Source organism: Saccharopolyspora antibiotica (genome assembly GCF_047200635.1).
Lineage (GTDB): Bacteria > Actinomycetota > Actinomycetes > Mycobacteriales > Pseudonocardiaceae > Saccharopolyspora_C.
Genome location: NZ_JBJZOI010000004.1, coordinates 1 through 24884, shown reverse-complemented (window position 1 = coordinate 24884; position 24884 = coordinate 1). Strand labels below are relative to the sequence as shown.

Below are 24884 nucleotides of genomic sequence, written 5' to 3'. Positions count from 1 at the left end.
GAGCCCGCCCGGCCGCGAGCCGCCAGTCCCCGCTCGGCCGGTTCCGTCGCCGTCCCGGTGAGCGCGGTGGTGCCCGAGCCGCGGATCTCGTTCGGCACCGACCGCGCGGACTCGTCGAGGCACCGGCCGACCGGCCTCCGGGCGGCGGCGTCGCGGCCGACCCGGGGTCGGGCGCGACTCACCGCGGGAAAGCGCAGGAGGCGGCGAGGCCCAGGACGAACAGCAGCAGCAGGACCCCGCCGATGGTCCACACCCACCGGCGCTGGAGCGGTCGCGGCGGGGCGGGCGTGTTCGGCAACTGCGGGAAGGTCCGCATACCCATGTCCGTCTTCTCATTTCCGCCCCTGGAGGGCGCTTCGGTCCCGGTGCCGTTCACCGGCTTCGATGAGCATGTCGCCCACCACGCAGCGTCGTTACCGAAGGCACTCCGTTGGCCTAACGGCATCCCGCGCACGCGCGGCGGGCCGCCACGGGTCCGCCGCGCGCCGCGCGCTCGCTGGGCCGCCTGGAGCACTCCTGCGCCCAACGGGCGCGCCCCGAAACGGGGAACGCTCCCACCCCGGGACCAACCGGGGCGGGAGCCCGCCCTCAGGCCGTTTCCTCGGTGCGGGCGTCGGTGTCCCAGCGGGTGTGGAAGGAGCCCTCGGCGTCGGTCCGGCGGTAGGTGTGCGCGCCGAAGTAGTCGCGCTGTGCCTGGGTCACGGCCGCCGGCAGGCGCCGCGCGCGCAGCGCGTCGTAGTACGACAGCGCGGCCGCGAATCCCGGCGTCGGAATGCCCAGCTCGGCGGCCGTGCTCACCACGCGGCGCCAGGCGTCCTGGGCATCGGCGAGCTCTCGGGAGAACTCGGCGTCCGCCAGCAGCGTCGGCAGCTCCGGGTCGGTGGCGTAGGCGTTGCGGATCCGGTCCAGGAAGGCCGCGCGGATGATGCAGCCGCCGCGCCAGATCGTCGCCATCGCACCGAGGTCGATGTCCCAGCCGTGCTCCCGGCTGCCCACCGCGATCATGTTCCAGCCCTGGGCGTAGGAGACGACCTTCGAGGCGTAGAGCGCCTTCTCGACGTCCTCCGCCAGCCGCTTCGCGTCCTGCTCCGGCAGCGCGGCCGCGTCCGGGCCGGCGAGCCCCTGGGCGGCCTCGCGCAGGTCGACGTGCCCGGACAGGCTGCGCGCGAAGACGGCCTCGGCGATGCCGGAGACCGGCACGCCGAGCTCCAGCGCGGTCTGCACGGTCCAGCGGCCGGTGCCCTTCTGCTCGGCCTGGTCCTGGATGACGTCGACGAACGCGCCGCCGGTGCGGGCGTCGGTGTGGGTGAGCACCTCGGCGGTGATCTCCACCAGGTACGAGGCGAGCCTGCCCTGGTTCCAGCCGCGGAACACCTCGGCGATGCGGGCCGGTTCCAGCCCGCCCGCGCGCCGCAGCAGGTCGTAGGACTCGGCGATGAGCTGCATGTCCGCGTACTCGATGCCGTTGTGCACCATCTTCACGAAGTGCCCGGCACCGCCGGGACCGACGTGGGTGCAGCACGGCGTGCCGTCCACGTGCGCGCTGATCTTCTCCAGCATCGGTCCGAGCGAGGCGTAGGCCTCCGCCGACCCGCCGGGCATGATCGACGGGCCGTTCAGCGCGCCCTCCTCACCCCCGGAGATCCCGGTGCCGACGAAGTGCAGCCCGCGGTCGCTCAGCTCCGCGTCCCGGCGGCGGGTGTCCTCGAAGTGGGCGTTGCCCCCGTCGATGATCACGTCTCCCTCGTCGAGCAGCGGGGCGAGCTCCTCGATGACCGCGTCGGTCGGACCGCCGGCCTTCACCATGATGACGACGCGGCGCGGCCGCTCCAGCGAGGCGACGAGGTCGGCGGGGGACTCGGCCGCGACGAACTCGCCCTCCTCCCCGAAGCGCTCCATGAACTCGCGGGTGCGGCTCGCGGAGCGGTTGTGCACGGCGACGGTGTAACCGTTGCGCGCGAAGTTGCGGGCCAGGTTCCGCCCCATCACGGCGAGACCGGTGACGCCTACCTGCGCCAGCTTCGACATGGGTACCTCTTTCGCTCCGGATGACTCACGAGAACAACTCCCCCGCCCGGCCGGATGTTCCCCGCTGCCGCGGCTTCACCGAAGCGGGTGTCGCTCGCATGGTGCCCGCCGGCGGCGGCGGGGGCGAGGCGGGGTCAGCCGTCCAGATCACCGATCGCGGCGACCGAGGGTGCCTCCTCCGCCCGCAACCGCGCGGCGATCCGCTCGCCGTCCTCCAGCACCCGGATCACGTTGCGGTGCGCCAGCTTCGCGAGGTCCTCTTCGGACCAGCCGCGCTCCAGCAGCTCCCCGAACAGCACCGGGTACGAGGCCACGTCGGGCAGGTCGGACGGGGTCGTGGCGACCCCGTCGTAGTCCCCGCCGAGTCCCAGGTGGTCGATGCCCGCGACCTCCCGCATGTGCTCCAGGTGGTCGGCCACGGTGGCGGCGGTGGCGAGCGGGCGCGGGTGCCGCTGCTCGTACCGGGCGCGGAACTCCCGGTGGCCGGTGTCGTCCTCGTCGAGCCCGGCCCCGGTGGCGGCGGCCTCGAAGCGGCGCGACCAGTCCCGCGCCTCCTGCAGCACGAACGGCGGCACGAAGGTGGCCATCGCGACGCCGCCGTTGGCGGGCAGCGCGGCCAGCACGTCGTCGGGGACGTTGCGCGGGTGGTCGCACAGCGCGCGCGAGGAGGAGTGCGAGAACAGCACGGGCGCGCGGGAGACCCGCAGCGCGTGCCGCATGGTGTCGGCGGACACGTGCGAGAGGTCCACGAGCACGCCGAGCCGGTTCATCTCGCGCACCACCTCCTCGCCGAAGCGGGTGAGGCCGTGCGCGGCGGGTTCGTCGGTGGCCGAGTCGGCCCAGGGCACGTTGTCGTTGTGCGTCAGGGTCAGGTAGCGGACGCCGCGCGCGTGCAGGGTGCGCAGGACGGCCAGCGAGCAGGCGATGCTGTGGCCGCCCTCGGCCCCCATCAGCGAGGCGATCCGGCCCTCGGCCATCGCGGCGCGGACCTCGGCGGCGGTGCGCGCGAGCCGCAGCCGGCCGGGGTGGCGCTCGACCAGCCGCAGCACGCAGTCGATCTGCTCCAGGGTCGCCGCGACCGCGCCGTCGCCCTGGAGCGAGGAGTCGACGTAGACCGACCAGAACTGGCCGCCGACCCCGCCCTCGCGCAGCCGCGCCAGGTCGGTGTGCAGGGTCGCGGACTGGTCGCGCGCGATGTCGAGGGCGTCCAGGTCGTAGGCCCCGCGCGTCCGCAGCGCCCAGGGGAGGTCGTTGTGCCCGTCCAGCACCGGGTGCTCGGCCAGCACCGCCCGCGCCCGCTCCACCGCTGCCCGCTTCGAGTCGGTCATGGCACCTCACGTTCGTCCGAGCCGTCCGCCTCCAGGTGTCTACCCGCCGGGGCAGCCGGGCTTCAAGGTGATGGCTGTGACGGTGCTCCGGCGGCCCGACCGTGCGGGCCGGGGCAACCGAACGGCGGCCCGGCCGCGAACTGCGGCGATGGCCGGGCCGCACGCCCCCTCTTGATCACGGAGCGCGACGATTGATCAACTTGTGGATGACCGCCCACCCGGCCGGTGCGAGCACCCCGGCACCGACGGCACCCGGCGGCGCAGCGGCGGAGAATCGCCGTTCGAGGGCGGGGGGACGCATCGCCTCGCGCACCGGAGGCGCCGCACCGCCGCGCGGAGCGAATGGCTGACGCCGGACCCGAGCACCACGTTGATCACGGAGAGTGATTCGCCGTCGTGCGGCGACCTGCACCCGAATGTGGGGCTGCCGGAAGTCCGATTTGTGCCATAAAGTGAAGCCCAGCCGGGAAACACCGACCGGTCTCGTGACGACATGACGAGACCCGGCCGCGCCGGTGCCGGGAACCACCCGGGCCTCTGGCGGATCTCCCGCTCGAACGCGCTTTCCGAATCGACGGAGCGCGAATTCCGAAATCCTCGCACCCACCGGGGAACGATCCCGAAATCGGCGGCCGAACTCGGCCGCGGCCCAACAACGCCATCGTTCCGACCTGGATCAGCGGATGTCCAGGACGGTGCGTCGCACGTCCGCATCCGCATGAGGAGGAATTCCGTGAAGTACGGCACCGCGCTGCGCGACGACGTCGCGAACGAGCAGATCACCCCGCTGATCGGGGTGTACGACATGTTCTCGGCGTCCGTGGCCGCCCAGCACTACTCGGGGATGTTCATCTCCGGGTTCGGCTTCGCCGCGTCGCACTACGGCCTGCCCGACATCGGTTTCATCGCCTGGCCCGACGTGGTCTCGTTCGTCCAGCGGCTGCGGCTGGCGTTCCCCGGCCAGCACCTGCTGGTGGACATCGACGACGGCTACGTCGACCCCGAGGTGGCCTGCCACGTCGTCGCGCAGCTGGAGATGGTCGGGGCCTCCGGCGTCATCCTGGAGGACCAGCGGCGGCCCCGGCGCTGCGGTCACGTCGACGGCAAGCGGATCCTGCCGCTGGAGGACTACCTCGACAAGCTCGACCTCGTGCTGTCCACCCGGCGCGATCTCCTGGTGGTCGCGCGGACCGACGCCACGGAGGAGTCCGAGATCCTGCGGAGGGCGGCGGCGCTGGCCGAGACCGATGCCGACGTGCTGCTGGTCGACGGCGTCCGCAGCGTCGAGCGGATCGCCCAGGTGCGCGAAGTCATCGGCGACAAGCCGTTGCTGTTCAACCAGATCGCGGGCGGCAAGTCCCCGCGGCTGTCACTTCCGGAGCTCCAGGAGCTCGGCGTCGACGTCGCCATCTACAGCACCCCGTGCCTGTTCGCCGCGCAAGCGGCGATGGACGGCGCCCTGCGCGCGCTGCGGGACGACGACGGCAGGCTGCCGGAGGTCTCGGCCGGTCACGTGGGCGTCGCGGAGTCCCTGGCGCTGCTGGAGCGCAACATCAGCCGCAACCACCCCCGCACGGTCGAACTCCCGGTCTGAACGACCCGCCCGGCGCGAGGCGGACCGTTCCGGGCAGCGGAGCCGGCGAGCAACCTGGCCGCCGCCCCGGATCGACGAGCACCGACCGACGTCCCCCACCGATGACCCGACCGACGCTGGAGCCCCGGGGCCGAGATGCCGATCCGATTCCTGAAGCGCTGCGCACCCGATCCCTACGTCCTCGCCCTCGTGCTCACCGCCGCGCTCGCCGCGCTGTTCCCGGTGCGCGGCGACGCGGCCGCCGCGCTCGACGGCGCGGTGGTGGTCGCGATCGGATTCCTGTTCTTCCTCCACGGGGCCCGGCTGCCCGGTGGAGCCGTGCGGGACGGGGTCCGGCACTGGCGCCTGCACGGCGCCATCCTGCTGAGCACCTACGCGCTGTTCCCGCTGCTGGGGCTCGCGTGCGCGATCCTGGTTCCCGCGGTGCTCACCGAACCGCTGCACCTCGGAGTGCTGTTCCTGTGCGTGCTGCCCTCCACGGTGCAGTCCTCGATCGCCTTCACCTCGCTGGCCGGCGGCAACGTCGCGGCGGCGATCTGCGCGGCGACGTTCTCGAACGTCCTCGGCGTGCTGCTCACCCCGTTGCTGGCGGGACTGCTGATGGCGGGCGGATCCGGGGCGGTGCCCCTGGACGCGCTGCCCCGGGTCGTGCTGCTCCTGCTGGTTCCCTTCCTGCTGGGTCAGCTCGCGCGCCGCTGGATCGGGCCGCGGGTGCGCGGGCACGCCCGCGCGCTCGGCAGGCTGGACCGGGGCGTCATCCTCGCGGTGGTGTTCACCGCGTTCAGCGAGGGCACCACCAGCGGCAGCTGGCAGCAGCTGACGCCGGTCCGGCTGGTGCTGCTCGCGGTGCTCACCGCCGGGCTGCTCGTGGTGGTGCTGCTGGTGACCACGGCGATGGCGCACCGGTTCGGCTTCTCCGGACCGGACCGGATCGCGCTGGTGTTCGCGGGCTCCAAGAAGAGCCTCGCGAGCGGGCTGCCGATGGCCTCGGTCCTGTTCCCCGCCGCCGCGGTGGGGCTGCTGGTGCTGCCGCTGATGCTCTACCACCAGTTCCAGCTGATCGCGTGCGCGTGGCTGGCCCGCCGGTTCGCGGCGGCCCGCGCCTCCGCCGAACCGGACGTGACCCCCAGCCCCACCTGATCCGCTCCCCCGCGGCGTCCGCCCGGCTCCTCCGGGCACCGCGCGGGCCCCACCCGAAAGGACGTCCCGTGCACCTGCGCGCACTCATCGCCTCCTGCCTCGCCCTGCTGCTCACCCCCGCCGCGCACGCGGGGCCGAGCGGTGAGGGCCAGAGCGCCATCGAGGGCGGCGGCCTGCTGAACATCAGCTACAACGGCGACAGCCCGATCGAGATCGACCGCACGCTGAACCTGGACCTCGGTTCGGGCAGCGCGGGCAGCGATCACGACAACTGACCGCGAGGGCCGCAGCGCGTGCCCCCGCCGGTGCTCGCTCGTACGGTGGCGGGACGCGAACACCGGCGAAGGGAACGGCATGAGCGGCGCGGACGTGCTCGTCGACGGCTACGACCGGATCAAGGAGGTGGTGCACGACGCCACCCGCGGCCTCGACGAGGAGGCGCTGCTGTTCCGCGTCGACCCGGCGGCCAACCCGATCGCCTGGCTGGTCTGGCACCTGACCCGGGTGCAGGACGACCACCTGGCGGGCGCCGCCGGGACGGAGCAGGTGTGGTTGACCGAGGGCTGGCGGGACCGGTTCGCCCTGCCCTTCGACGAACTGGACATCGGCTACGGGCACACCTCCGAGCAGGTGGCGCAGGTCCGGGCGGGCGTGGAGCTGCTGCTCGGCTACCACGACGCGGTGCACGAGCGGGCCACCGCCTACGTCGGCGGGTTGACCGACGCGGAGCTCGCCGAGGTGATCGACGCGGAGTGGTCGCCCCCGGTCACGCGCGGCGTGCGACTCGTGAGCGTGCTCGCCGACGGCCTGCAGCACGCGGGGCAGGCCGCCTTCGTGCGCGGCATCGCGGAACGGCGGTGACGGGGTGACGACCCCGCTGTGGTTGTTCGGCGACCAGCTCGGCCCGCACTTCCACGGCGGCGAGCACCGGCGGCGCCCGGTGCTGCTCGTCGAGTCGAGCGCGGCGCTGACCCGGCACCGCTCGCACCGCCAGAAGCTGCACCTGGTGCTGTCCGGGATGCGGCACCTGGCCGCGGAGCTGGGGTCCCGCGCCTCGCTGGTGCGGGCCGAGACCTACCGGGAGGGCCTGCGCCGGTTCGGCCGCCCGGTGGTCGTGCACGAACCGCACTCGCGCGCCGGGGCGGAGCTCGTGGCGCGCCTGCGGGAGGAGGGTTGGATCGAGCAGGTGCTGCCCACACCGGGTTTCGCGTTGTCCCGCAACGACTTCGAAAGCTGGGCCCGGGACCGGAAGCGGTTCGTGATGGAGGACTTCTACCGGGAGCAGCGGCGCCGCTTCGAGGTGCTGCTGGAGCCGGACGGAGCGCCCCTCGGCGGGCGCTGGAACTTCGACTCCGAGAACCGCGAAGGCCCGCCCAAGCGGCGCGCCACGCTCGGCGCGCCCGCCCCCTGGTTCCCCGCCGAGGACGAGATCGACGAACGGGTGCGGGCCGACCTGGACTCGCTGGACCGTCGCGGCCGCGCGCGGCCGGTGGGCGCGGACGGGCCGCGGATCTTCCCCGTCACCGCGCGGGAGGCGCGCAGCGCGGCGCGCCGGTTCCTGCGGCACCGGCTGCCGGAGTTCGGCCCGCACCAGGACGCGATGCTCGGCGAGGACTGGGCGATGGCGCACGCCCTGCTGTCGGTGCCGCTGAACCTGGGCCTGCTGGATCCGCTGCGGCTGGTGCGCGACGCCGAGCGGGAGCACCGGCGGGGCTCGGCTCCGCTGGCGAGCACCGAGGGCTTCGTGCGGCAGGTGCTGGGCTGGCGGGAGTACGTCTGGCAGCTGTACTGGCACCTCGGCCCGGGTTACCAGCGGCGCAACGCGCTGCGCGCCCGCACCTCGCTCCCGCGCTGGTGGCGCGAGCTCGACGCCGAGGGCGTCAGCGCCGAGTGCCTGCGGGTGGCGCTGGCCGGGGTGCGGGATCGCGGCTGGGCGCACCACATCCAGCGGTTGATGGTGCTCGGCAACCACGCCTTGCAGCGGGGCTACCAGCCCGCGCAGCTCAACGACTGGTTCGCGACGGCCTTCGTGGACGGCACCCCGTGGGTGATGCCCGCGAACGTGATCGGCATGAGCCAGTACGCCGACGGCGGCCTGGTGGCGACCAAGCCGTACGCCGCGGGCGGTGCCTACCTGAACCGGATGAGCGACCACTGCCGGAGCTGCCCGTACGACCCGAAGCAGCGCACGGGCGAGGCCGCCTGCCCGTTCACGGCGGGCTACTGGGCCTGGATGCACCGCAACGCGGACGCGCTGGTGGACAACCACCGCATGAAGCAGCCGCTGAGCACGATGCGTCGCCTCGACGACCTGGAGGAGCTGGTGCACCAGGAACGACGGCGCCGGGAGTTCTGAGGGCCGTCAGCTCCGGGCGCTCCCCGCCGCCAGCTCGTCCGCCGGCTCCGGGAGTCGGGTCCGGGGCCACCGGTCGAACAGGATCAGCAGCGGCGAGGCCATGATCGTGGTGACGAGCGCGATCACCACCAGCACGCTGAACAGGGCAGGGGTGACGATGCCCGCCGCGAGTCCCACGTTGACCGCGATGAGCTGCATCAGCCCGCGGGCGTTCATCAGCGCCCCGACGCGGATCGCGACCGGGCCCGGTTCGCCGACGGCGCGGGCGGCGGCCCAGCAGGCGCCGAGCTTGCCCGCGATCGCCACCGCCACGGCAGCCACCGCGAACAGCAGCAGTCCCGGTTCCACCAGCAGCGCCAGGTTCGTGTTCAGGCCGGAGTAGGTGAAGAACAGCGGCAGGAACAGCGCGCTCACCGGCTTCAGGGCGTGCACGGCCGCGTCCACGGCGGGCGACTTCGGCAGCACCACCCCGAGGCTGAACGCGCCGAACACCGCGTAGAGCCCGATCACGTCGGTGTACCAGGCGGCCAGGAACAGCACCGCGACCACCGCCAGCAGCAGGTGCTCCGGGGCGAGCCGCCGCACCAGCGCCTGGATCCGGGCGCTCGCGCGCAACACCCCGGCCAGCGCCAGCACGAACAGCGCGGTGCCCCCGATCGCGAGGACGAACGGGCCGCCGCTGCCCGCCGCGATGCTGAGCACCCCGGCGAGCAGCACCCAGGCCACCGCGTCGTCCAGCGCCCCGCAGGCCAGCGAGAGCGCCCCGAATCGGGTCCCGGCCAGACCGCGTTCGGTGATGATCCTGGCCAGCATCGGGAACGCGGTGATCGCCAGCGTCACGCCCACGAACAACGCCGAGACCGGCAGCGGCACGTCCGCCGGGAACACCTCGACCGAGCCCGCCGCCATCCAGGTCAGCGCGGCGCCGAACAGCAGCGGGAGCAGCACCCCGGCCGCTGACACCACCGCCGCCGGTCTCGCCACCCGGCGCACGCGGTCCAGCCGGAACTCGTAGCCGGACTGGAACATGAACACGACCAGCCCGATCTGCCCGGCCACGTAGAGCACCGGGCGCAGCTCCTCGGGGAACACGACGCGCATCACGTCGGGCGCGAGCCATCCGAGCAGCGACGGCCCGAGGACCACCCCGGCCACCATCTCGCCGACCACCGGCGGCTGGCCGAGCCCGCGCAGCAGCCACCCGGCCAGGCGGCAGGCGAGGAGGATGACGACGCAGGCCAGGAAGAACGCCGGCGCGAGTTCCGTCGGGGACATGCGGGGACCCTTCGTTCGCGGCGGCGGACCGCGCCCGACGGGCGCGGTCCGCCTGGGAGCGCGGATTCAGCGATGCGCGGGACATCCCGGCGGGGGCGAGGCGCCCCCGGAGCGCGGAACGCCGGTGGCGCTCGGCGGGGCGGCGCGCAACCGGTCGAAGTGCGCGCCCGCGAGCCGCTGCCGTCGCGCGTCGAGCACCATCCAGGTGCCCAGCACCAGCTGCCGGACGCTGCGCTCCACGTCCTCCCAGCGGTCGCGCACCCGCAGCAGCCCGAGCACCACCCGCTCGTCGCGTCGCGCCGTCCCGCGCCGGGTCAGCAGGCACGGGCCCCTGGAGGGCAGGGAGCGCGTGTGCCGCGCGGTGGAGTCGAGCCGGAACCGGCGCAGCACCTCCCGGGTGACCGCGCGCATCGCCAGCGGGGAGAGCCGCCACGCGGGGCAGGGCCGGTTCGCCGCGACCCCGAACGGGATGTGCGCGGCGTCGCGGGCGGACAGCTCCTCCCAGCGGGAGGGGTCGAAGCTCTCCGGGTCCCGGTGTCCGGTGGCGTGGTAATCGGGATAGCTGAAGCACAGCACCGATCCGCGCGGCAGCGTGGTCGCCTCGTCGACCTCGATGTCGGCGGTGGTGATCCGGTGCGCGATGCCGAACAGCGGGAACACCCGCATCGTCTCGTCCAGCACGTGCTGGAAGTACCGGGCGTCCTCGGGGTCGGCGGCCAGCCGCTCCTGGATCTCGGGGTGCTGGGCGAGCACGAGCAGCAGGTGCGCCATCGCCTCGGACAGCTGCACCACCGAGGTGTTGAAGAAGGTCCCCTGCAGGTAGTGCACCTGCTCGGAGCGGGACAGCGCGGCGGGCAGCTCGTGCACCACGTCGCCCGCGTCCACCCGTCGCCGCAGGTACCGGGTGAGCCGGGCGCGCCGGGCCGGGTGGCGCAGGCTGGTGCACTTGAGCGCATCGACCACGTCGGCGGCGTTGCCGACGATGAGCTCCCTGGCCCGCGGCGGGCAGGGTTCGCCGAACACGAGCTCGTAGTTGAACTCGGCCCAGATCGGCATCATCAGGTCGCGCAGCCGCCGCACCGCCCGGTCTCCGGTGATCTCGTCGTCGAGCACGGCCGCCGCGCAGCGGGCGGCGCCGGCCGAGAGCGCTTCGCTGGACCCGGCCAGGAACCGCTGCGTGGTGCGGGCGACGTCGTCGTAGCGCGGCCCCGCCTCCAGGTGCTCCTGGTGGACCTCGGGGCCGGGTGAGAGCCAGTACCAGAACAGGTCGGAGAGCCCGGCGCCCTCGCTCCGGCCGTTCGCCGCCGGGTGCTCGTAGACCTGCCGGAACTTCGCGGCGTCGAAGTGCTCGCCGGGCAGGGTGATCGCGTCGTCGCCGTTGACGAGCGCGAAGACCTTGCCGCGCAGGGCCACGACCCGCTGCGGCAGCCAGCTCGGAGCGCTGAGCGCCGCGGCGGCGGCCAGCCAGGGCAGGAGCCTCACCGGTGACCTCCCGCGAAGCCGCGCGGCACCACCATGTCCGGGGTGAGGTCCGCCGGGCTCCTGCCGCCGCAGAGCGCGAGCGCCCGCTCGAACTCCTCGCCGAAGCGCTCCAGCACGTCGCGCACGCCCTTCTCGCCGTCGACGGCGAGCCCCCACAGCACGGGCCTGCCGATCCCGACCGCGCAGGCCCCGAGGGCGAGCGCGACGGCCACGTCGCTGCCCCGCCGCACCCCGCCGTCCAGCAGCAGCGGCACGGCGCCGCCCACGGCCCGGGTGAGGCGCGGGAGGACGTCGACGGGTGCTGGCGCGGCGTCGAACTGCCTGCCACCGTGGTTGGACACGATGATCCCGTCCACCCCGTGCGCGACGGCCAGGTGCGCGTCGTCGGGGTGCAGGATTCCCTTGAGCAGCACGGGGAGCCCGGTGCTCGCCCGCAGCGCTTCCAGGTGCCGCCAGGAGATCTCGGTGGACATCTCGATGTCGCGGGTGCCGCCGGGCGGGCCACCGGGAAGGTCGCGCATGTTCTCCGCGGCGTAGCCGGGTGGCAGGTCGTGGAAGCCGTTGCGGCGGTCCCGCGGGCGCTCGCCGAACACCGGCGAGTCCACGGTGACCACCAGCGCGGTGCAGCCGGCGCGCTCGGCCCGCTCGACGAGCCGGTCGGTGACCTCCCGCTCGGGTTGCAGGTAGAGCTGGAACCACACCGGGGCCTCCGGCCGGACCTCCTGAGCGGCCGCCACGACCTCGTCGATCGCGACCGTGGCGGCCATGCCGGAGATCAGCACGGTGCCCGCCGCCGCGGCCGCGCGCGCGGTGGCGAGCTCCCCTCGGGGGTGGGCGAGGCGGTGGAAGGCGGTGGGGGCCACCACGATCGGCGCCGCGTGCGGGGCGCCGGGCAGGTGCACCCGGGTGTCCGGGGCCGGGCCACCGCGCAGCACCCGGGGCAGCATCGCGAGCCGGGCGAAGGAGTTCTCGTTGTCCGCCAGGGCGATCTCGTCGCCCGCCCCGCCCGCGAAGTAGTCGTAGATCGCTGGTTCCAGCAGCTCCTTCGCCCGCTGCTGGTCGTCGGGGAGCGCGCTCATCGCACGTCCGCCGTCGCGGGCAGCGCCCGGCGCAGGAACTCGCGCAGCGGGGCCCGGTGCACCCGCTCGTCGTCCCACTCGTTCTCCAGGTTCTCGGTGATGTGGTGCTCCGCGAGCAGCTCGCCCGCCCGGAAGTGCCGCACCACCGGGTGCAGGTAGCGCCCGTCGAGTCCGCTGGTGTCCTGCTGCGAGACCCGGCTCCGCGTCACGTCGAACGGGTTGATCAGGTCGTGGTCGGCGCCGTATTCGAGGGTGGTCACGAGGTAGTCGCCGACCTCGCCGAACTCCCCGGCCACGACCGCCTCGTGCAGGTGGTCGACCGGGACCTCCTCGGCGTAGCGCGCGCCGTCCGGGCCGAGCAGCACGGCGTCGCCGAGGAAGCCGAACAGCTGCCACAGCGCCGAGCTGCGGTTGACCCGCTCGATCACCGCGTCGCCCACGGCCTCCGGGGTCGGGGCGAGCGCGCGGGAGGGCCAGGGTTCGCCGTGCTCGCGGCGCTCCAGGATGCGGTGCAGGGCGCGCGCCCCGTAGCGGAAGCCGTGGACGAAGCCGCTGGTGGACTTCTTGAAGTCGCGGGCCTGGGTGATGGTGCCCGCGAAGTGCAGGCCGGGGACGTTCACCGACTCCCAGGCGGGGGTCTGCGCGGGGAAGCGGTCGTCGATGGTGAGTTCCGGTCGGCACTCGGGCGCGAACATCGACGGGTCGAAGCGGAATCCGGTGGCCAGCAGCACCCGGTCGTAGCGGATCTCCTTGACGACCTCCCGCACCCGCTCGAAGCTGACCCGCACCAGGTAGGAGTCGCCGTCCCGGCGGATGCTCAGGATCCGCCCGTCCAGCAGCGCGTTCTGCGACTTCAGCTGGTAGGTGTCCAGGAAGTTGTTGTTCACCGCGCGCAGGTGGCCCACGAAGTGGGTCTGCCAAGCCAGCTTCAGCGAGCCCGACCCGGCGACGTGGATGACGGCGGCGGTTTCGATGAGGTTGTCCGCCGTTTCGAACGCCGAGTTGCCCCGCCCGACGATGAGCACCCGCTGACCGGTGTAGTCGGCGGGGTCCACCGACATCTCGGTGTAGTTCTCGGCGAGCTCGGCGCCCTCGATCTCGGGCACGTTCGGCAGGCCCACTCCGGTCGCGACGATCACGCGCCTGGCCCGGAAGGTGGTGCCGTGCTGGTCGCGGGCCACGAATTCGCCGGGCTTGGTGATCTCGACGATGCGGGTGCCGAAGCGGATCGCGAGGCCGTGGGTGGTGGCGAAGTCGGCGAGGTAGCCGACGAAGTCCTCGGCCGCCGGGAAGTAGCGCGGGGTGCGTTCGGTGAACAGGGGGCTGCTCTCCTCGCTGAGCAGCGAGTTCCAGTCGGTGCGCAGGTTCAGCTCGGGATCGTCCCAGCCGGTGTGCACCTTGTTGATGGAGATGAGCGTGCGATGCCGGGGGAACTTCGCGAAGAAACTCCCCGGAACCGCGTCCGACTCGACGATCAGATAATTGCGGCCTGCTCGTTCGAGGTAATAACCGACCTGAAGCCCCGCCGGTCCGGCACCGATAACGAGGTAATCAAGGGAGATCTCTTCGGACACTGTGCCGTCGCCTCCTACCAGCGCATACATTTGTTATTTGAACCTTAAAGCGAGCCCCTCGACAGGGACAAGTGATTCAGGACACATGCCGATGGCGTGGTTGTGAAGTGGCCGAAATGGTAGAGATCCACAGGATCTGACTGCCCGACCGCAAGCGCTGGTCCGGGTGCCCGGAAACATTCGGCTGTTCGACGGAAAGCGGTAAAAATGGGAGCGGGAACATCCTCAGGTGATCAACAACACCGCGTCGGCGGACAACCCTTTCCGCAGGCTCTGCTCGACGCGCTCGCCGCCGATCCGCTCACCCCGGTGTTCGAGCGCGGCGAGCGGGTCGTGGTGCGCGGCGAGCTGCTGGAGCTGATCGGCCGGTTCACCGCCGGGCTGCGCGCGGCGGGGCTGGGACCGGGACGCGGGATCGCGCTCGACACCGCCGTCAGCCCGGAGGGCTTCGCCGCGCAGATCGCCGCGCACGTGCTCGGCTGCCGGGTCGTGGGCCTGCGCCCCGGGCTCACCCCGCCGCAGCTGGCGCACATCCTCGACCAGGACATCGCGGCCGTGGTGACCGACGCTCCGCGCGCGGAGCTGCGCACCGCGGCCGGGGACGCCCGGCTGCTCGTCCTCGGTCCCGAGCTGCTCAGCGACCACGAGGCCCCGGTGGCCCGAGGCCGGTTCGACGACCCCGCCGTGGTCACCTTCACCAGCGGCAGCACCGGAACCCCCAAGGGAACCGTCTTCGACTACCGGGCCATGACGGCGAACTGGGCGTGGCAATCACCGTCGTGGACCGAGCGCACCGCCGAGCTCGCCGCCGGTTACCAGCGGTTCCTGCTGTTCGGCACGCTGGCCAGCGCCGTGGTGCAGGAACACCTCGCGCTGTGCCTGCTCTCCGGGGGCACCGCCGTGATCCCGATCGGCCCCCCGGAGTTCCCCCGGGTGCTGCAGGAGCTGGAGATCACCGCGTGCTTGCTGACGGTTCCCCGGCTGCACCAGCTGCTCGACATCGCCCGCGAGCGGGACCTCGGCCTCAGCGCCGCCCGGATGCTGCTCGTGGCCGGATCTCCGCTGGCGCCGGGGAAGCTCGCCGAGGCCCACGCGCTGATCGGCCCGGCGGTGCACCTGGGCTACGGGCAGACCGAGGTCGGCATGATCAGCCTGCTCTCGGCCGCCGACATCGCCGCCCACCCCGAGGCCGCGAGCTCGGTCGGGCGGCCCTGGCCCGGGATGCGGGTGGAGATCCGCGACGCGGACGGGCGGCCCCTGCCGGACGGGCAGGAGGGCGAGGTGTGGGTCCAGGTGCCGCAGGCGCTCACCGGCTACTGGCGGGATCCGGCGGAGACCGCCGACGTGCTGCGCGGCGACCGGGTCCGCACCCGCGACATCGGTCGCTTCGACGAGGGCGGTTTCCTGCACCTCACCGGCCGCGCGCGCGACGTGATCATCGTGAACGCGATCGTGCACTACGCCGGTCCGATCGAGCGAGCGCTGGCCGCGCACCCCGCTGTCGACCAGTCGTACGTGATCGGCGCCCCCGACGAGGGAACCGGCGAAGCGATCCACGCCTACGTGGTGCCCGCCGCCGGGGCGGTGCCCGACGGCGACTCGCTGCGCGCGCTGGTGAGCGCCGAGCTCGGCGCCGCGGCCTCCCCCGCGACCATCACCGCGATCCGGGACGTCCCGCTCACCCCGGCGGGCAAACCGGACAAGCAGGCCCTGCAGGCCCTGCGCACCATCCCGGGGCCGCGCTGAGGCGTCGCCCCCGTGAGCTCCCGCCCTCCGGGGGGTCCGGTGCCCGCTCCCGGCCGCCGGGAGGCCGGAGCGGGCGCCGGAGTTCGGGCGTTCCCGCCGAGGCCGGCGAAGCACCGTACGCCGCGCGCGGGCGGCGTCGGCGGAGGTGTCGGGTTCTCGCCAGGAAATCGGAAATCCGCAGGTGGAACGGCGGCAACTCGCCACGGGAAGACCGCTCGGACGCCTGGGCACGAACCCCGCCCGCACCTATGATCGTGCCGATCTTGTCGGCGCGATCGGAAGGCTCCGCTGCGATGGGAACTCCGGAAACCGCTAGCACGACCCGGACGCCCCGGCGCGTCGGGACGATCTCGTTCGCGTCCCGCGCCCTCGCCGGTGCGGCCGTGCTGCTCCTCGGCCTGCCCCCCGCCGCCGCGCTGGCCGATCCGCCGCGGGCGCTGCCGTCGAACGCCTCCGCGGAGGAGTCGACGTGGCAGCCCGCGTTCGACTACGACGGCGACGGTTGCTACTCCACGCCCGCCATCGGGCCGGACGGCGAGCCCGCCTCCGGCCTGGAGCCCTCGGGTTCGTTGAGCGGGGACTGCCACGACGAGTCCGACCTGGACAACACGAACTCCTACTCGCGCGCGAAGTGCGACGGCGACTGGTGCGCGTACATGTACGACCTGTACTTCGAGAAGGACCAGGCCCTCGACGGCGTCCACGACGCCTTCGGGCACCGGCACGACATCGAGCACGTCGTCGTGTGGGTCAACGAGGGCCAGGCGAAGTACGTCTCCACCTCGGCCCACGGTGGCTTCTCCACCTACCCGGCCGACGAGGTCGGCTTCGAGGACACCCACGCGAAGATCGTCTACCACAAGGACGGGCCGAGCACGCACTGCTTCCGCCTCGCGGGCCAGGACGAGGAGCCGGAGAACCACAAGGGCACCTGGCAGTACCCGGACCTGGTCGGCTGGGACGGCTACCCGGAGGGCATCCGGGACGCGCTCACCTCCGCCGACTTCGGCAGCGCCAGCCTCGGGATCAAGGACGGCAGCTTCGAGGGCAACCTCGCCAAGGCCAAGCCGGACGACGTCGAGTTCGACCCCGAGTCCTGACTCACCGCGCGCAGCGCGGCGGGGCGGCGCACCGGGCGCCGTCCCGCGCGCGGGGCCGCCGGACCCACCACGCCAGGGCCGAGGCCGCGGCGAACGCGAGCGCGAACTCGGCCAGCAGGGCCGACCAGATCAGGGCCATCGATCTCTCCTCCTCCGCGAGTTGACCGGTCCAGCCTCCGTCTCGGTGGCGGCGCGGACGAGTGGCCCGATGGCCAACGTGTGCGAGGATCGGGCCATGAGCGTCTTCCAGCACGCGGAGCGTCGGCACGTGGCCGTGCTGGTGCGGCCGGGCGTGCTGCCGATGGAGCTGGGGATCGTGCACCAGCTGTTCGCGCTGGCCGTGGACGCGGACGGCAACCGGCTCTACGAGGTCGCGACCTGCGCGGCGCGCGCGGGGTCGCTGCGCTCCGGCGCCGATTTCGCGCTCACCGCGCCGCACGGGCCGGAGGCGCTGGCGGAGGCCGACCTCGTGTTCGTGCCCGCCTCGGACGAGGACTACGAGCCGCGCCCCGAGCTCGACCCCGGGCTGCGCGCCGCGCTCGGGCGCGTCCCCGCGCACGCGCGGATCGCCTCGATCTGCACCGGAGCGTTCGTGCTCGCCGCCGCCGGGCTCCTGGACGGGCGGCGCGCCACGACGCACTGGAACGCCGTGGAACGGTTCCGGCGGCTGTTCCCCCGGGTCGAGCTCGATCCGGACGTGCTCTACGTGGACGAGGGAGCGGTGCTGACCTCGGCCGGGGAGGCCGCCGGCATCGACCTGTGCCTGCACCTGATCCGCGAGGAGCACGGCGCGTCGGTCGCCAACGGCGTGGCGCGCGGTGCGGTGGTGCCCGCGCACCGCGACGGCGGGCAGGCCCAGTTCATCCGGCGCGCGGTGCCCGAGCCGCGCAGCTCGTCCACGGCGCGGGCGCGGGCCTTCGCCCTGGAGAACTTGCACCGGGTGCTGTCGCTGCGGGAGCTGGCCGAGCTGGAGTCGATGAGCGTGCGCACCTTCACCCGCCGGTTCCGGGACGAGACCGGGCTCTCGCCGGTGCGCTGGCTGACCCGGGAGCGGGTGGAGCGGGCGCGGCAGCTGCTGGAGGAGACGGACCTGCCGGTGGAGCGGATCGCCGAGGACTGCGGTTTCGGCACCGCCGCCTCGCTGCGCCAGCACCTCCGCGCCCGGCTGGGCATCTCACCGAGGACCTACCGCAGCTCCTTCCAGCCACCGCGCCCGGCACCGGCCTGATCGCCACGCGGCCAGCCCCTCGCGAGCGGACACCGCTCGCGGAAAGCCCGCCGCCCGGGACGACCGCTCCCGAGTTGCCAACACATGCGCCATCGCTAATGTGACGGGCACCGGGCTGCCCCGTTCGGCGGGGCGGCCGCTCAGCCGAACGGATTGCGAGGTTCCTCGATGACGACGGCCCACGCCCAGCACACCGACCACCCGCACGAGCACGGCCCGGGCTGCGGGCACGTGGCCGTGCCGCACGGAGACCACACCGACTACGCGCACGACGGCCACCTGCACAAGGCCCACGACGGCCACTACGACGAGTGCGACCCCGCCGAGCACGTCGCGCACGACGCGCACGGGCACGAGCACGGCCCCGAGTGCGGCCACGTCGCCGTGCCGCACGGAGACCACACCGACTACCTGCACGACGGGCACCGGCACGCCTCCCACGGCGACCACTACGACGAGCACTGAAGCCCGCAGCGAGGGTCCGGCCGGTCGATCTCCGCGACCGGCCGGAACTTCGTCTCCACTGCTCTTTTCAGGTGGTTCGATCCGTTCGCCCGGTCTCCGGTGACGATCTCGGCGGAATCCTGCGGCAGCACCGGGGCACGGCTCGGCGGCGGAGGAATCCACCCGAGGGGACGAACATCGCAGGGGAAACCACGAGCGGGACGATGCGGCGAGCGGCCGCCTCGCTGGTGACGATCCCGGCAGCGGGCACGCTTTCGACGGCGGTAGCACCCGCGCGGGTCGGCCCGGAGCAGCGCACCGACCACCTCGCGGGCGAGGTCGCGTCGCGACACCGAAGGTGACGCAGGACCGCGTGACTCTCACCTCCGACGGCGGCACCGGCCGGCCCCTCCGGTGCGACCGGAAGCGGACGAGCATCGGAGTCGGGGACGAGCACGCGGCGGTCGCTCGCGAGCTCGTCGCGTGAAGGTGGACCGCCGCGGGCGCCCCACCCGGCGCCCGGGGCGGTCCGTCCGTCGCGGACCTACCCCCGCGGGCTGGCCAGGCGCAGGTCCGTTCCCTCCGCGCGGATCCCCTCCGCCGCCGCACCGGCCAGCGCGTCGTCGGTGATCACTTCGTCGAAGGCGTGCAGCGAGGCGACCTTGTAGCGGCCGAAGGTCCCGTACTTCGACGAGCCCACCACCAGCAGCGACCGCGACGCGGCGGCCATCGCGGCGTGCTTGACCTCGACCTTGCGCTCCGACGGGGTGGTCACCCCGCGCAGCAGGTCCCAGGAGCTCGCGCTGATGAACGCCACGTCCAGCGCGAGCTGGCGCAGCGTCGCCGCCGCCAGCCGCCCGACGCTGGAGCGGTTGGCCGGTTCGACGAGCCCGCCGAGGTGGATCACGTCGAGGTGGGTGGCAGGCAGCAGCCGCTCCACGGCGGTGAAGTCGTTGGTGACGACGGTGAGCTCGGCGCGCTCCACCAGCAGCGGGATCATCGTGAGCATCGTCGTGCCCGCGTCGAGGTAGATGGTCATGCCGTCGCGGACGCGGCGGGCTGCCTCCCGCGCCATCGCCTGCTTCTCCGGCTGCTCGGTGACGAACTTGTCCTGGAAGGTCGGTTCGGCGTGCAGCTGACTGGCGATGCGGGCGCCGCCCGGGACCGAGAACACGAGCCCCTGGCGCTCCAGCTCGGCGAGGTCGCGGCGCACCGTCATGTGCGAGATGCCGAACAGCTGCGTGATCTGCTGGACGCTGAGCACCCCTTCCCGCCGCAGGTGCTTGACCAGCTGCTCGCGGCGCTGATCAGGGATGAGCGGCGGGTTCTCCGACGCTTCCATGCCCCACTCCCCACTCCCGTGCCGCCGGGCCCGCCCCGGTCCGGTCGTCTCCATTGTCGCTACCGGGCCGATCCGCTCCGCGCGACCCGCCGGGTGGTCACCCCCTCCGCCCGGGATCGCCGGGCGGAGGGGTGGTCCGCGCGGGTCAGCTGACCAAGGTGCTCAGCAGGAGGACGCCGCCGAGGCTCAGCGCCGACTGCACCGAGAGCATCAGCGTCCACGTACGGAAGGTCTGCGCGACGCTGAGCTGGAAGTACTCCTTGAACAGCCAGAACCCGGAGTCGTTGACGTGCGAGAGCATCACCGCGCCGGAGGCGGTCGCCAGCACCAGCAGCTCCGGCGACAGGTCCGGGTAGGCGGTCACCAGCGGAGCGACGATCCCGGTGGCGGCGGCGGTCGCCACCGTCGCCGAGCCGAGGCAGATCCGCAGCAGGGCGGCCACCAGCCAGGCCAGCAGCAGCGGCGGCACCGCCCAGTCCACCGCGTACTGGGTGATCAGCTTGTCGACCTCGGTGGCGGACAGCATCTCCTTGAGCCCACCACCGGCACCGAGGATGAGCACGATCGCCCCGACCGGGCCGAGGCCCTTCGCGGCCATCTTCTGCAGCTTCCCCAGGCCGAAACCGGAGCGAATCCCGAGCGCGAAGAACGCGAACACGACCGCGGCCAGCAGCGAGAGCACCGGCGTGTCGCAGGCCTCGAACACCACGTGGGCCCAGCTGCCCGGCTCGACCATCGAGGTGCCGAGGGTCCCGATGAGCATCAGGCCCGCGGGCAGCACCACGGTGATCAGCGCGAGCACCAGCGACACCGGGCGGCGCAGCTCGTCCTCGGACGGGCCGGGGTCGGGCACCGGGCTCTTGTCCAGGTCGGGCGCGGGGCCGAACCAGCGCGACAGCAGCGGGGTGAGCACCGGGCCGGTCAGGATCATCACCGGAACGGCGATGAGCAGCCCGTAGAAGATGGTGAGCCCGGTGTTCGCCTCGTAGGCACCGACCGCCAGCGTCGGCGCGGGGTGCGGTGGGAGCAGCCCGTGCGAGACGTAGAGGCCCGCCGCCATCGGCAGCCCCACGTACAGCAGGTGCGAGCCGGTCCGCTTCGCCACCGCGTACACCAGCGGCACCAGCATCACGAAGCTGACGTCGAACAGGTGCGGCATCCCGATGAGCAGCGCGGCGGTGGCGATCGCGGCGGGGATCCACTTGACCGGCCGGGAGCCCAGGAACGCGGTGGCGATCCGGTCGGCACCGCCGGAGCCGAGCAGGATGCCGCCCAGGATGGTGCCGAGTCCGATGACGGGCCCGGTGCCGCTGAGGGCGTCGCCGAACCCGGTCTCGAAGTGCTCGGCGGTCTCGGCGGGAGCGATGCCGTTGGCGAAGCCGAGCCCGAGCGCGGCGATCATCAGCGCCAGGAACGGGTGCAGCTTCAGCTTGGTGATCAGCAGGATCAGGACGACGATCGCACCCGCCGCCAGCAGCAGCGGGGTGATTTCGGGGCTCATCGGGCCTCCTCGCCGGTGCGCTCGCGGCCGAGGTGCCAGGCCTCGACCAGCGCGGGGTCGGGGTTCGCGAGGTCGGCCAGGGTGATCAGCTCACCCGCGGCCACGTCGCGACCCAGGGCGGTGTGCGCGGCCAGGTAGAGCGGCGCGACGTCGGCGGGGGCGTCCTCGTCGCGCAGCAGCACGGCCCGCACCCCGGTCACGTCGTGGTGGTGCCCGCCCATGTCGAGCACCGTTCCCGCGGCGAGGTCGGTGCTGGCCCGGCCGGCGAGGACCGCGTGCCTGCCGGGCTCGGGCAGGCCCGAGCGGCCGTGCGCGGCGATCGCGAGCAGCGTCGCGGGGGTCTCGACGCCCATGAGGTGATAGGGCAGGTAGACGGTCGCGTAGCGCCCGTCGCGGCTGACCACGTGGCCCTTCTCGGCGAGGATCCGCCAGGTCTCGGCGTCGTTGGTGCGCAGCACGACGAACTCACCCCCGGCGAAGGAGGCCTCGTCCGGCAGCCGCAGCGCGGTGAACACGTCCACGGCGCCCGGCCGGTGCAGCACCCCGCCGTGCTCGCGCAGCGCGTAGACGTCGGCGAGCTCGGCGATCCGGGCGACCGGGTAGTGCAGCGCTTCCACGTCCGGCCGGAAGCCGGTGTTCGCCGCCACCACCGCCATCTCGCAGTAGTCGGCGGTGGCGCCGGTCGGCAGCGCCGCGACGGCCTCGGCACGGGCGGCCAGCGTGCCGCGCACGTCCTCGCCGAGGGAGAGCAGCTCGCCGAGCCCGGGCGCGGGAACCGTGCGGTCCAGCTGGGTGACGTTCCCGGTCTGGGGGTCGTAAACGAGGTCGTACTCGGTGGACTTGCCGATGGCCACCACGTCCATGCCCAGCAGCCGCGCCCACTCCAGCAGCCGGATGAGGTTGCCGGGCTGGTCGCCCTCGGCCGGGGTGTAGACGACGCCGCGCTCGGCGGCGAGCCGGGCCAGGTGCAGGCCGGCGACCGAGTCGACCTCCTTGCTCACCATCGCCACGTGCCGCCCGGACTCCAGGGCGGCGCGCGCCATCGCGCACCCGTCGGCGGGGCTGCCGGTGGCCTCCACCAGCACGTCCCACTCCCCGGCGCCGAGCAGGCGCTGATCGGCGACGAGCGCGATCCTGCCCTCGGCGGTGGCCGCGGCGGTCTGCTCGGCGTCGGTGCAGGTGCGCAGCAGCTCTGCCTCGTAGCCGAGCTCCAGGCACAGCTGGTGCAGGCGGGGGACGTCGACGTCGCACAGCACGGCGGGGACGAGGCCGGGGATCAGCCTCGTCTGCGCCAGCAGGGTGCGGGCGAAGCCGCCCGCTGCGCCGGAGAGCGCGTACCCGACGGGTCGGTCGCCGGTGCCCGGTGGGCGTGGCTGCACGGTCATGGGTCTCCTCGTCGAGTCCGCGTCGTGGCGCACCGGAACCGCCGTGCGGTCCGATTCGCTGACTATCACCTGGTTTCACAGAACATATTCACCAATTCACATCATAGTCAAGCGTGCTAACATATTTTCACGTATCGCTCGTCATCACAGGCGAGCACGACCCGCGACCGGGAGGACGCATGACGCTGCTCGGCGCGATCGCCGACGACTTCACCGGGGCGACCGACCTCGCGACCATGCTCGTGTCCCGCGGGTTCCGCACGGCCGTGGTCATCGGCCCGGCGGAACCGGACGAACCCCTCGACGAGCTCGACGCGGTGGTGGTGGCGCTGAAGTCGCGCACCGCGCCGGTCGACGAGGCGGTGCGCGACTCGCTGGCCGCGCTGCGCGGGCTGCGCGCGGCGGGTTGCGACCGGATCTACGTGAAGTACTGCTCCACCTTCGACTCCACGCCCCGGGGCAACATCGGCCCCGTCGTGGACGCCGTGCTCGACGAGCTCGGCGCGGACCGCGCGGTCGTGGTGCCCTCCTTCCCCGACACCGGGCGCACCGTGCACCGGGGGCACCTGTTCGTCGGCGACGAGCCGCTGGCCGAGAGCCCGATGCGCGATCACCCGTTGACCCCGATGCGGGACTCCGACCTGCTGCGGTTGCTGGCCCCGCAGACCCGGCGGCCGGTGCGGTTGGTCGGGCACGACGTGGTGCGCTCCGGGCCGGAAGCGGTGCGCGCGGCGCTGGCGGAGCGCGGCGGCGCGCTGGTCGTGGTGGACGCCGCGACCGACGAGGACCTGCGGGTGATCGCGGCGGCGACGGCGGAGGACGCGGTGCTCACCGGCGGGGCCGGCCTCGCGCTGGGTCTCAGCGGGCCGCACCCGGACCGGGCGCGCGCGGGCTCGGCGGGTCCGGGTCCGGCGGTGGTGCTGGCGGGCAGCGCCTCGGCGGCCACCCGCGCCCAGGTCGCGCACGCCAAGTCGCTGCTGCCGAGCAGGCAGCTGGATCTCGCCGCGCTGCGCGCCGACTTCGACTCCGCCGTCGCCGAGCTGGTCGGATTCGCCCACCGGGCCTGGCGGGACGACCCGGGGCGACCACCGGTGCTCTACGCGGTCGCCGAGGGCGACGAGCTCGAAACCGGCGCCCCCGACGGCGCCGAACCCGCGGGCGCGCTGCTGGAGCGGGCGCTGGCGCGCTGCGCGGCCGAGCTGGTCACCGGGGGCGCGCGGCGGTTGCTGGTCGCGGGCGGTGAGACCTCGGGCGCCGTGGTGCTGGCGCTGGGCGTGCGGGCCCTGCACGTGGGCGCGCGCATCGCGCCCGGCGTGCCCTGGTGCCGCGCGGTGTCCCGCGTGGACGGCGAGCCGCGCGCGGTGGACGTGGCGCTGAAATCGGGGAACTTCGGAGGGATCGACATCTTCACCACGGCCTGGGACGCGCTGTCATGAGCGAAGCACGTCGGGAACTGGTCGCGGCGGGCGCGAAGCTCGCCGCGCTCGGGCTCAGCCCCGGGTCCTCCGGCAACCTCAGCATCCGCGAGGGCGACCGGATGCTCATCACCCCCACCGGCGCGGACCTCGGTGACCTCGACCCGGACGGGCTCGCCGAGCTCTCCCCGCACGGCGACCACCTCGGGGGCCCGAAGCCGTCCAAGGAGTTCCCGCTGCACGGTGCGTTCTACCGCCGCGACCCGGCGGCGACCGCCGTGGTGCACCTGCACTCCCGGCACGCGGCGGGGGTGGCCTGCCTGGCTCCGTGGTCGCCGCGCAGCGCGATCCCGCCGCTCACCCCGTACTTCGTGATGCGCGTCGGCCAGTGCCCGCTGATCCCCTACGCCGCTCCCGGAGATCCGGCGCAGGCGGAGCTGCTCGAAGCGCTGGACTTCGACTTCCGCGCCGCGCTGCTGCAGAACCACGGCCCGATCGCGTCGGGACGCTCGCTGGCGGCGGCGGTCGACGCGGCGGTGGAGCTGGAGGAGGTCGCGGCGCTGCTGCTCGGCCTCGGCCAGCACGTGCCGCGCCTGCTGGAGCCGGCGGAGATCACCGCCCTCACCACCCGCTACGGCACCCCCTGGGACCACTGACCCCGGACGCCGCTGCCGTTCGCCGTCCGAAGTGGAATCCCGGGGCGCGCCCCGCGATTCACGCCGCGCGGCCGGTGCGCGACGCGGTCGCGTCGGAGGGTGCGAGTTTCGACGGTGGCGCCGGGCCTCGCGGTCGGCGGGCGGCCCCGGATCCGGGTCGCGGGATGTTCCCGCGACCCGGCCGGGGATCAGACGACACCCAAAGTAAGGC

At 73.5% G+C, this 24884-nt stretch carries 22 protein-coding genes; 11 read left to right on the top strand and 11 right to left on the bottom strand.

Features of this window, described 5'->3' with window-relative positions; translation table 11 throughout:
- Positions 1 to 178 precede the first annotated feature (178 nt).
- The 3 genes from ACL03H_RS03585 to ACL03H_RS03575 all read right to left on the bottom strand — a co-directional run bounded on the left by ACL03H_RS03585 (position 179) and on the right by ACL03H_RS03575 (position 3356).
- On the bottom strand, positions 179 to 322 hold the full coding sequence (locus ACL03H_RS03585) for a hypothetical protein (RefSeq protein ID WP_412809609.1): 144 nt from the start codon (positions 320 to 322) through the stop codon (positions 179 to 181).
- 266 nt (positions 323 to 588) lie between these two features.
- Positions 589 to 2028 carry an NADP-dependent phosphogluconate dehydrogenase gene (gndA, locus tag ACL03H_RS03580; RefSeq protein WP_412809608.1) on the bottom strand — a complete coding sequence of 480 codons (1440 nt, stop codon included), beginning with the start codon at positions 2026 to 2028 and terminating at the stop codon, positions 589 to 591.
- A 134-nt stretch (positions 2029 to 2162) separates the two neighbouring features.
- Positions 2163 to 3356, bottom strand: coding sequence for a dipeptidase (locus ACL03H_RS03575; protein WP_412809607.1), 1194 nt, complete (start codon positions 3354 to 3356; stop codon positions 2163 to 2165).
- Between the two features lie 733 nt (positions 3357 to 4089).
- Between ACL03H_RS03575 and ACL03H_RS03570 the strand changes: the two genes are divergently transcribed.
- The 5 genes from ACL03H_RS03570 (at position 4090) to ACL03H_RS03550 (ending at position 8446) form a co-directional block, all read left to right on the top strand.
- Positions 4090 to 4950, top strand: a complete 861-nt coding sequence (locus ACL03H_RS03570) for an isocitrate lyase/PEP mutase family protein (RefSeq protein WP_412809606.1) — start codon at positions 4090 to 4092, stop codon at positions 4948 to 4950.
- A gap of 135 nt (positions 4951 to 5085) precedes the next feature.
- A complete protein-coding gene (locus ACL03H_RS03565) occupies positions 5086 to 6090 on the top strand; it encodes a bile acid:sodium symporter family protein (RefSeq protein WP_412809605.1) in 1005 nt (334 codons plus the stop codon).
- A gap of 68 nt (positions 6091 to 6158) precedes the next feature.
- Positions 6159 to 6365, top strand: coding sequence for a hypothetical protein (locus ACL03H_RS03560; RefSeq protein WP_412809604.1), 207 nt, complete (start codon positions 6159 to 6161; stop codon positions 6363 to 6365).
- Between the two features lie 79 nt (positions 6366 to 6444).
- Positions 6445 to 6951 carry a mycothiol transferase gene (locus tag ACL03H_RS03555; protein WP_412809603.1) on the top strand — a complete coding sequence of 169 codons (507 nt, stop codon included), beginning with the start codon at positions 6445 to 6447 and terminating at the stop codon, positions 6949 to 6951.
- Positions 6952 to 6955: 4 nt separating this feature from the next.
- Positions 6956 to 8446, top strand: a complete 1491-nt coding sequence (locus ACL03H_RS03550) for a cryptochrome/photolyase family protein (protein ID WP_412809602.1) — start codon at positions 6956 to 6958, stop codon at positions 8444 to 8446.
- A 6-nt stretch (positions 8447 to 8452) separates the two neighbouring features.
- Here the strand turns inward: ACL03H_RS03550 and ACL03H_RS03545 are convergent, their stop codons facing one another.
- From ACL03H_RS03545 to ACL03H_RS03530, 4 genes are all read right to left on the bottom strand, one after another.
- Positions 8453 to 9721 carry a cation:proton antiporter gene (locus ACL03H_RS03545; RefSeq protein ID WP_412809601.1) on the bottom strand — a complete coding sequence of 423 codons (1269 nt, stop codon included), beginning with the start codon at positions 9719 to 9721 and terminating at the stop codon, positions 8453 to 8455.
- A 66-nt stretch (positions 9722 to 9787) separates the two neighbouring features.
- Entirely contained in the window at positions 9788 to 11203 is a 1416-nt protein-coding gene (locus tag ACL03H_RS03540; protein WP_412809600.1) for a cytochrome P450, read from the bottom strand.
- Positions 11200 to 12282, bottom strand: a complete 1083-nt coding sequence (locus tag ACL03H_RS03535) for an alpha-hydroxy acid oxidase (RefSeq protein WP_412809599.1) — start codon at positions 12280 to 12282, stop codon at positions 11200 to 11202. The genes ACL03H_RS03540 and ACL03H_RS03535 overlap by 4 nt, the downstream gene beginning before the upstream one ends.
- On the bottom strand, positions 12279 to 13856 hold the full coding sequence (locus tag ACL03H_RS03530; RefSeq protein WP_412809598.1) for an NAD(P)-binding domain-containing protein: 1578 nt from the start codon (positions 13854 to 13856) through the stop codon (positions 12279 to 12281). Before ACL03H_RS03530 ends, ACL03H_RS03535 begins: the two co-directional genes overlap by 4 nt.
- A gap of 309 nt (positions 13857 to 14165) precedes the next feature.
- Here ACL03H_RS03530 and ACL03H_RS03525 point away from each other — a divergent pair, with 309 nt between their 5' ends.
- Together ACL03H_RS03525 and ACL03H_RS03520 are read left to right on the top strand one after the other, a co-directional pair.
- Positions 14166 to 15602, top strand: a complete 1437-nt coding sequence (locus ACL03H_RS03525; protein WP_412809597.1) for a class I adenylate-forming enzyme family protein — start codon at positions 14166 to 14168, stop codon at positions 15600 to 15602.
- Between the two features lie 293 nt (positions 15603 to 15895).
- Positions 15896 to 16702, top strand: a complete 807-nt coding sequence (locus ACL03H_RS03520; RefSeq protein WP_412809596.1) for an NPP1 family protein — start codon at positions 15896 to 15898, stop codon at positions 16700 to 16702.
- A gap of 1 nt (position 16703) precedes the next feature.
- On the opposite strand, the gene ACL03H_RS03515 is transcribed toward ACL03H_RS03520, so the two are convergent.
- Positions 16704 to 16841 carry a hypothetical protein gene (locus tag ACL03H_RS03515; protein WP_412809595.1) on the bottom strand — a complete coding sequence of 46 codons (138 nt, stop codon included), beginning with the start codon at positions 16839 to 16841 and terminating at the stop codon, positions 16704 to 16706.
- Positions 16842 to 16937: 96 nt separating this feature from the next.
- On the opposite strand from ACL03H_RS03515, the gene ACL03H_RS03510 reads away from it, so the two are divergent.
- Together ACL03H_RS03510 and ACL03H_RS03505 are read left to right on the top strand one after the other, a co-directional pair.
- Entirely contained in the window at positions 16938 to 17930 is a 993-nt protein-coding gene (locus tag ACL03H_RS03510) for a GlxA family transcriptional regulator (RefSeq protein ID WP_412809594.1), read from the top strand.
- A gap of 168 nt (positions 17931 to 18098) precedes the next feature.
- Complete coding sequence (locus ACL03H_RS03505; RefSeq protein ID WP_412809593.1) at positions 18099 to 18395, top strand: hypothetical protein; 297 nt, start codon at positions 18099 to 18101, stop codon at positions 18393 to 18395.
- A gap of 523 nt (positions 18396 to 18918) precedes the next feature.
- Here ACL03H_RS03505 and ACL03H_RS03500 read toward each other — a convergent pair.
- The 3 genes from ACL03H_RS03500 to ACL03H_RS03490 all read right to left on the bottom strand — a co-directional run bounded on the left by ACL03H_RS03500 (position 18919) and on the right by ACL03H_RS03490 (position 22602).
- Positions 18919 to 19716, bottom strand: coding sequence for a DeoR/GlpR family DNA-binding transcription regulator (locus tag ACL03H_RS03500; protein WP_412809592.1), 798 nt, complete (start codon positions 19714 to 19716; stop codon positions 18919 to 18921).
- Positions 19717 to 19861: 145 nt separating this feature from the next.
- On the bottom strand, positions 19862 to 21217 hold the full coding sequence (locus ACL03H_RS03495) for a GntT/GntP/DsdX family permease (RefSeq protein WP_412809591.1): 1356 nt from the start codon (positions 21215 to 21217) through the stop codon (positions 19862 to 19864).
- Positions 21214 to 22602 (bottom strand): homoserine dehydrogenase, encoded by a 1389-nt coding sequence (locus ACL03H_RS03490; protein ID WP_412809590.1) that lies wholly within the window; start codon positions 22600 to 22602, stop codon positions 21214 to 21216. Before ACL03H_RS03490 ends, ACL03H_RS03495 begins: the two co-directional genes overlap by 4 nt.
- A 179-nt stretch (positions 22603 to 22781) precedes the next feature.
- Here ACL03H_RS03490 and otnK point away from each other — a divergent pair, with 179 nt between their 5' ends.
- Together otnK and ACL03H_RS03480 are read left to right on the top strand one after the other, a co-directional pair.
- Positions 22782 to 24038 carry a 3-oxo-tetronate kinase gene (gene otnK / locus ACL03H_RS03485; RefSeq protein WP_412809589.1) on the top strand — a complete coding sequence of 419 codons (1257 nt, stop codon included), beginning with the start codon at positions 22782 to 22784 and terminating at the stop codon, positions 24036 to 24038.
- On the top strand, positions 24035 to 24673 hold the full coding sequence (locus tag ACL03H_RS03480) for a class II aldolase/adducin family protein (protein WP_412809588.1): 639 nt from the start codon (positions 24035 to 24037) through the stop codon (positions 24671 to 24673). Before otnK ends, ACL03H_RS03480 begins: the two co-directional genes overlap by 4 nt.
- Positions 24674 to 24884: the final 211 nt, after the last annotated feature.

Bases quoted from the DNA above. Each gene is read 5' to 3' on its own strand.
- ACL03H_RS03585 (WP_412809609.1), bottom strand. From the start codon at position 322: ATGGGTATGCGGACCTTCCCGCAGTTGCCGAACACGCCCGCCCCGCCG.
- gndA (WP_412809608.1), bottom strand. From the start codon at position 2,028: ATGTCGAAGCTGGCGCAGGTAGGCGTCACCGGTCTCGCCGTGATGGGG.
- ACL03H_RS03575 (WP_412809607.1), bottom strand. From the start codon at position 3,356: ATGACCGACTCGAAGCGGGCAGCGGTGGAGCGGGCGCGGGCGGTGCTG.
- ACL03H_RS03565 (WP_412809605.1), top strand. From the start codon at position 5,086: ATGCCGATCCGATTCCTGAAGCGCTGCGCACCCGATCCCTACGTCCTC.
- ACL03H_RS03555 (WP_412809603.1), top strand. From the start codon at position 6,445: ATGAGCGGCGCGGACGTGCTCGTCGACGGCTACGACCGGATCAAGGAG.
- ACL03H_RS03545 (WP_412809601.1), bottom strand. From the start codon at position 9,721: ATGTCCCCGACGGAACTCGCGCCGGCGTTCTTCCTGGCCTGCGTCGTC.
- ACL03H_RS03535 (WP_412809599.1), bottom strand. From the start codon at position 12,282: ATGAGCGCGCTCCCCGACGACCAGCAGCGGGCGAAGGAGCTGCTGGAA.
- ACL03H_RS03520 (WP_412809596.1), top strand. From the start codon at position 15,896: ATGGGAACTCCGGAAACCGCTAGCACGACCCGGACGCCCCGGCGCGTC.
- ACL03H_RS03515 (WP_412809595.1), bottom strand. From the start codon at position 16,841: ATGGCCCTGATCTGGTCGGCCCTGCTGGCCGAGTTCGCGCTCGCGTTC.
- ACL03H_RS03510 (WP_412809594.1), top strand. From the start codon at position 16,938: ATGAGCGTCTTCCAGCACGCGGAGCGTCGGCACGTGGCCGTGCTGGTG.
- ACL03H_RS03505 (WP_412809593.1), top strand. From the start codon at position 18,099: ATGACGACGGCCCACGCCCAGCACACCGACCACCCGCACGAGCACGGC.
- ACL03H_RS03500 (WP_412809592.1), bottom strand. From the start codon at position 19,716: ATGGAAGCGTCGGAGAACCCGCCGCTCATCCCTGATCAGCGCCGCGAG.
- ACL03H_RS03495 (WP_412809591.1), bottom strand. From the start codon at position 21,217: ATGAGCCCCGAAATCACCCCGCTGCTGCTGGCGGCGGGTGCGATCGTC.
- ACL03H_RS03490 (WP_412809590.1), bottom strand. From the start codon at position 22,602: ATGACCGTGCAGCCACGCCCACCGGGCACCGGCGACCGACCCGTCGGG.
- otnK (WP_412809589.1), top strand. From the start codon at position 22,782: ATGACGCTGCTCGGCGCGATCGCCGACGACTTCACCGGGGCGACCGAC.
- ACL03H_RS03480 (WP_412809588.1), top strand. From the start codon at position 24,035: ATGAGCGAAGCACGTCGGGAACTGGTCGCGGCGGGCGCGAAGCTCGCC.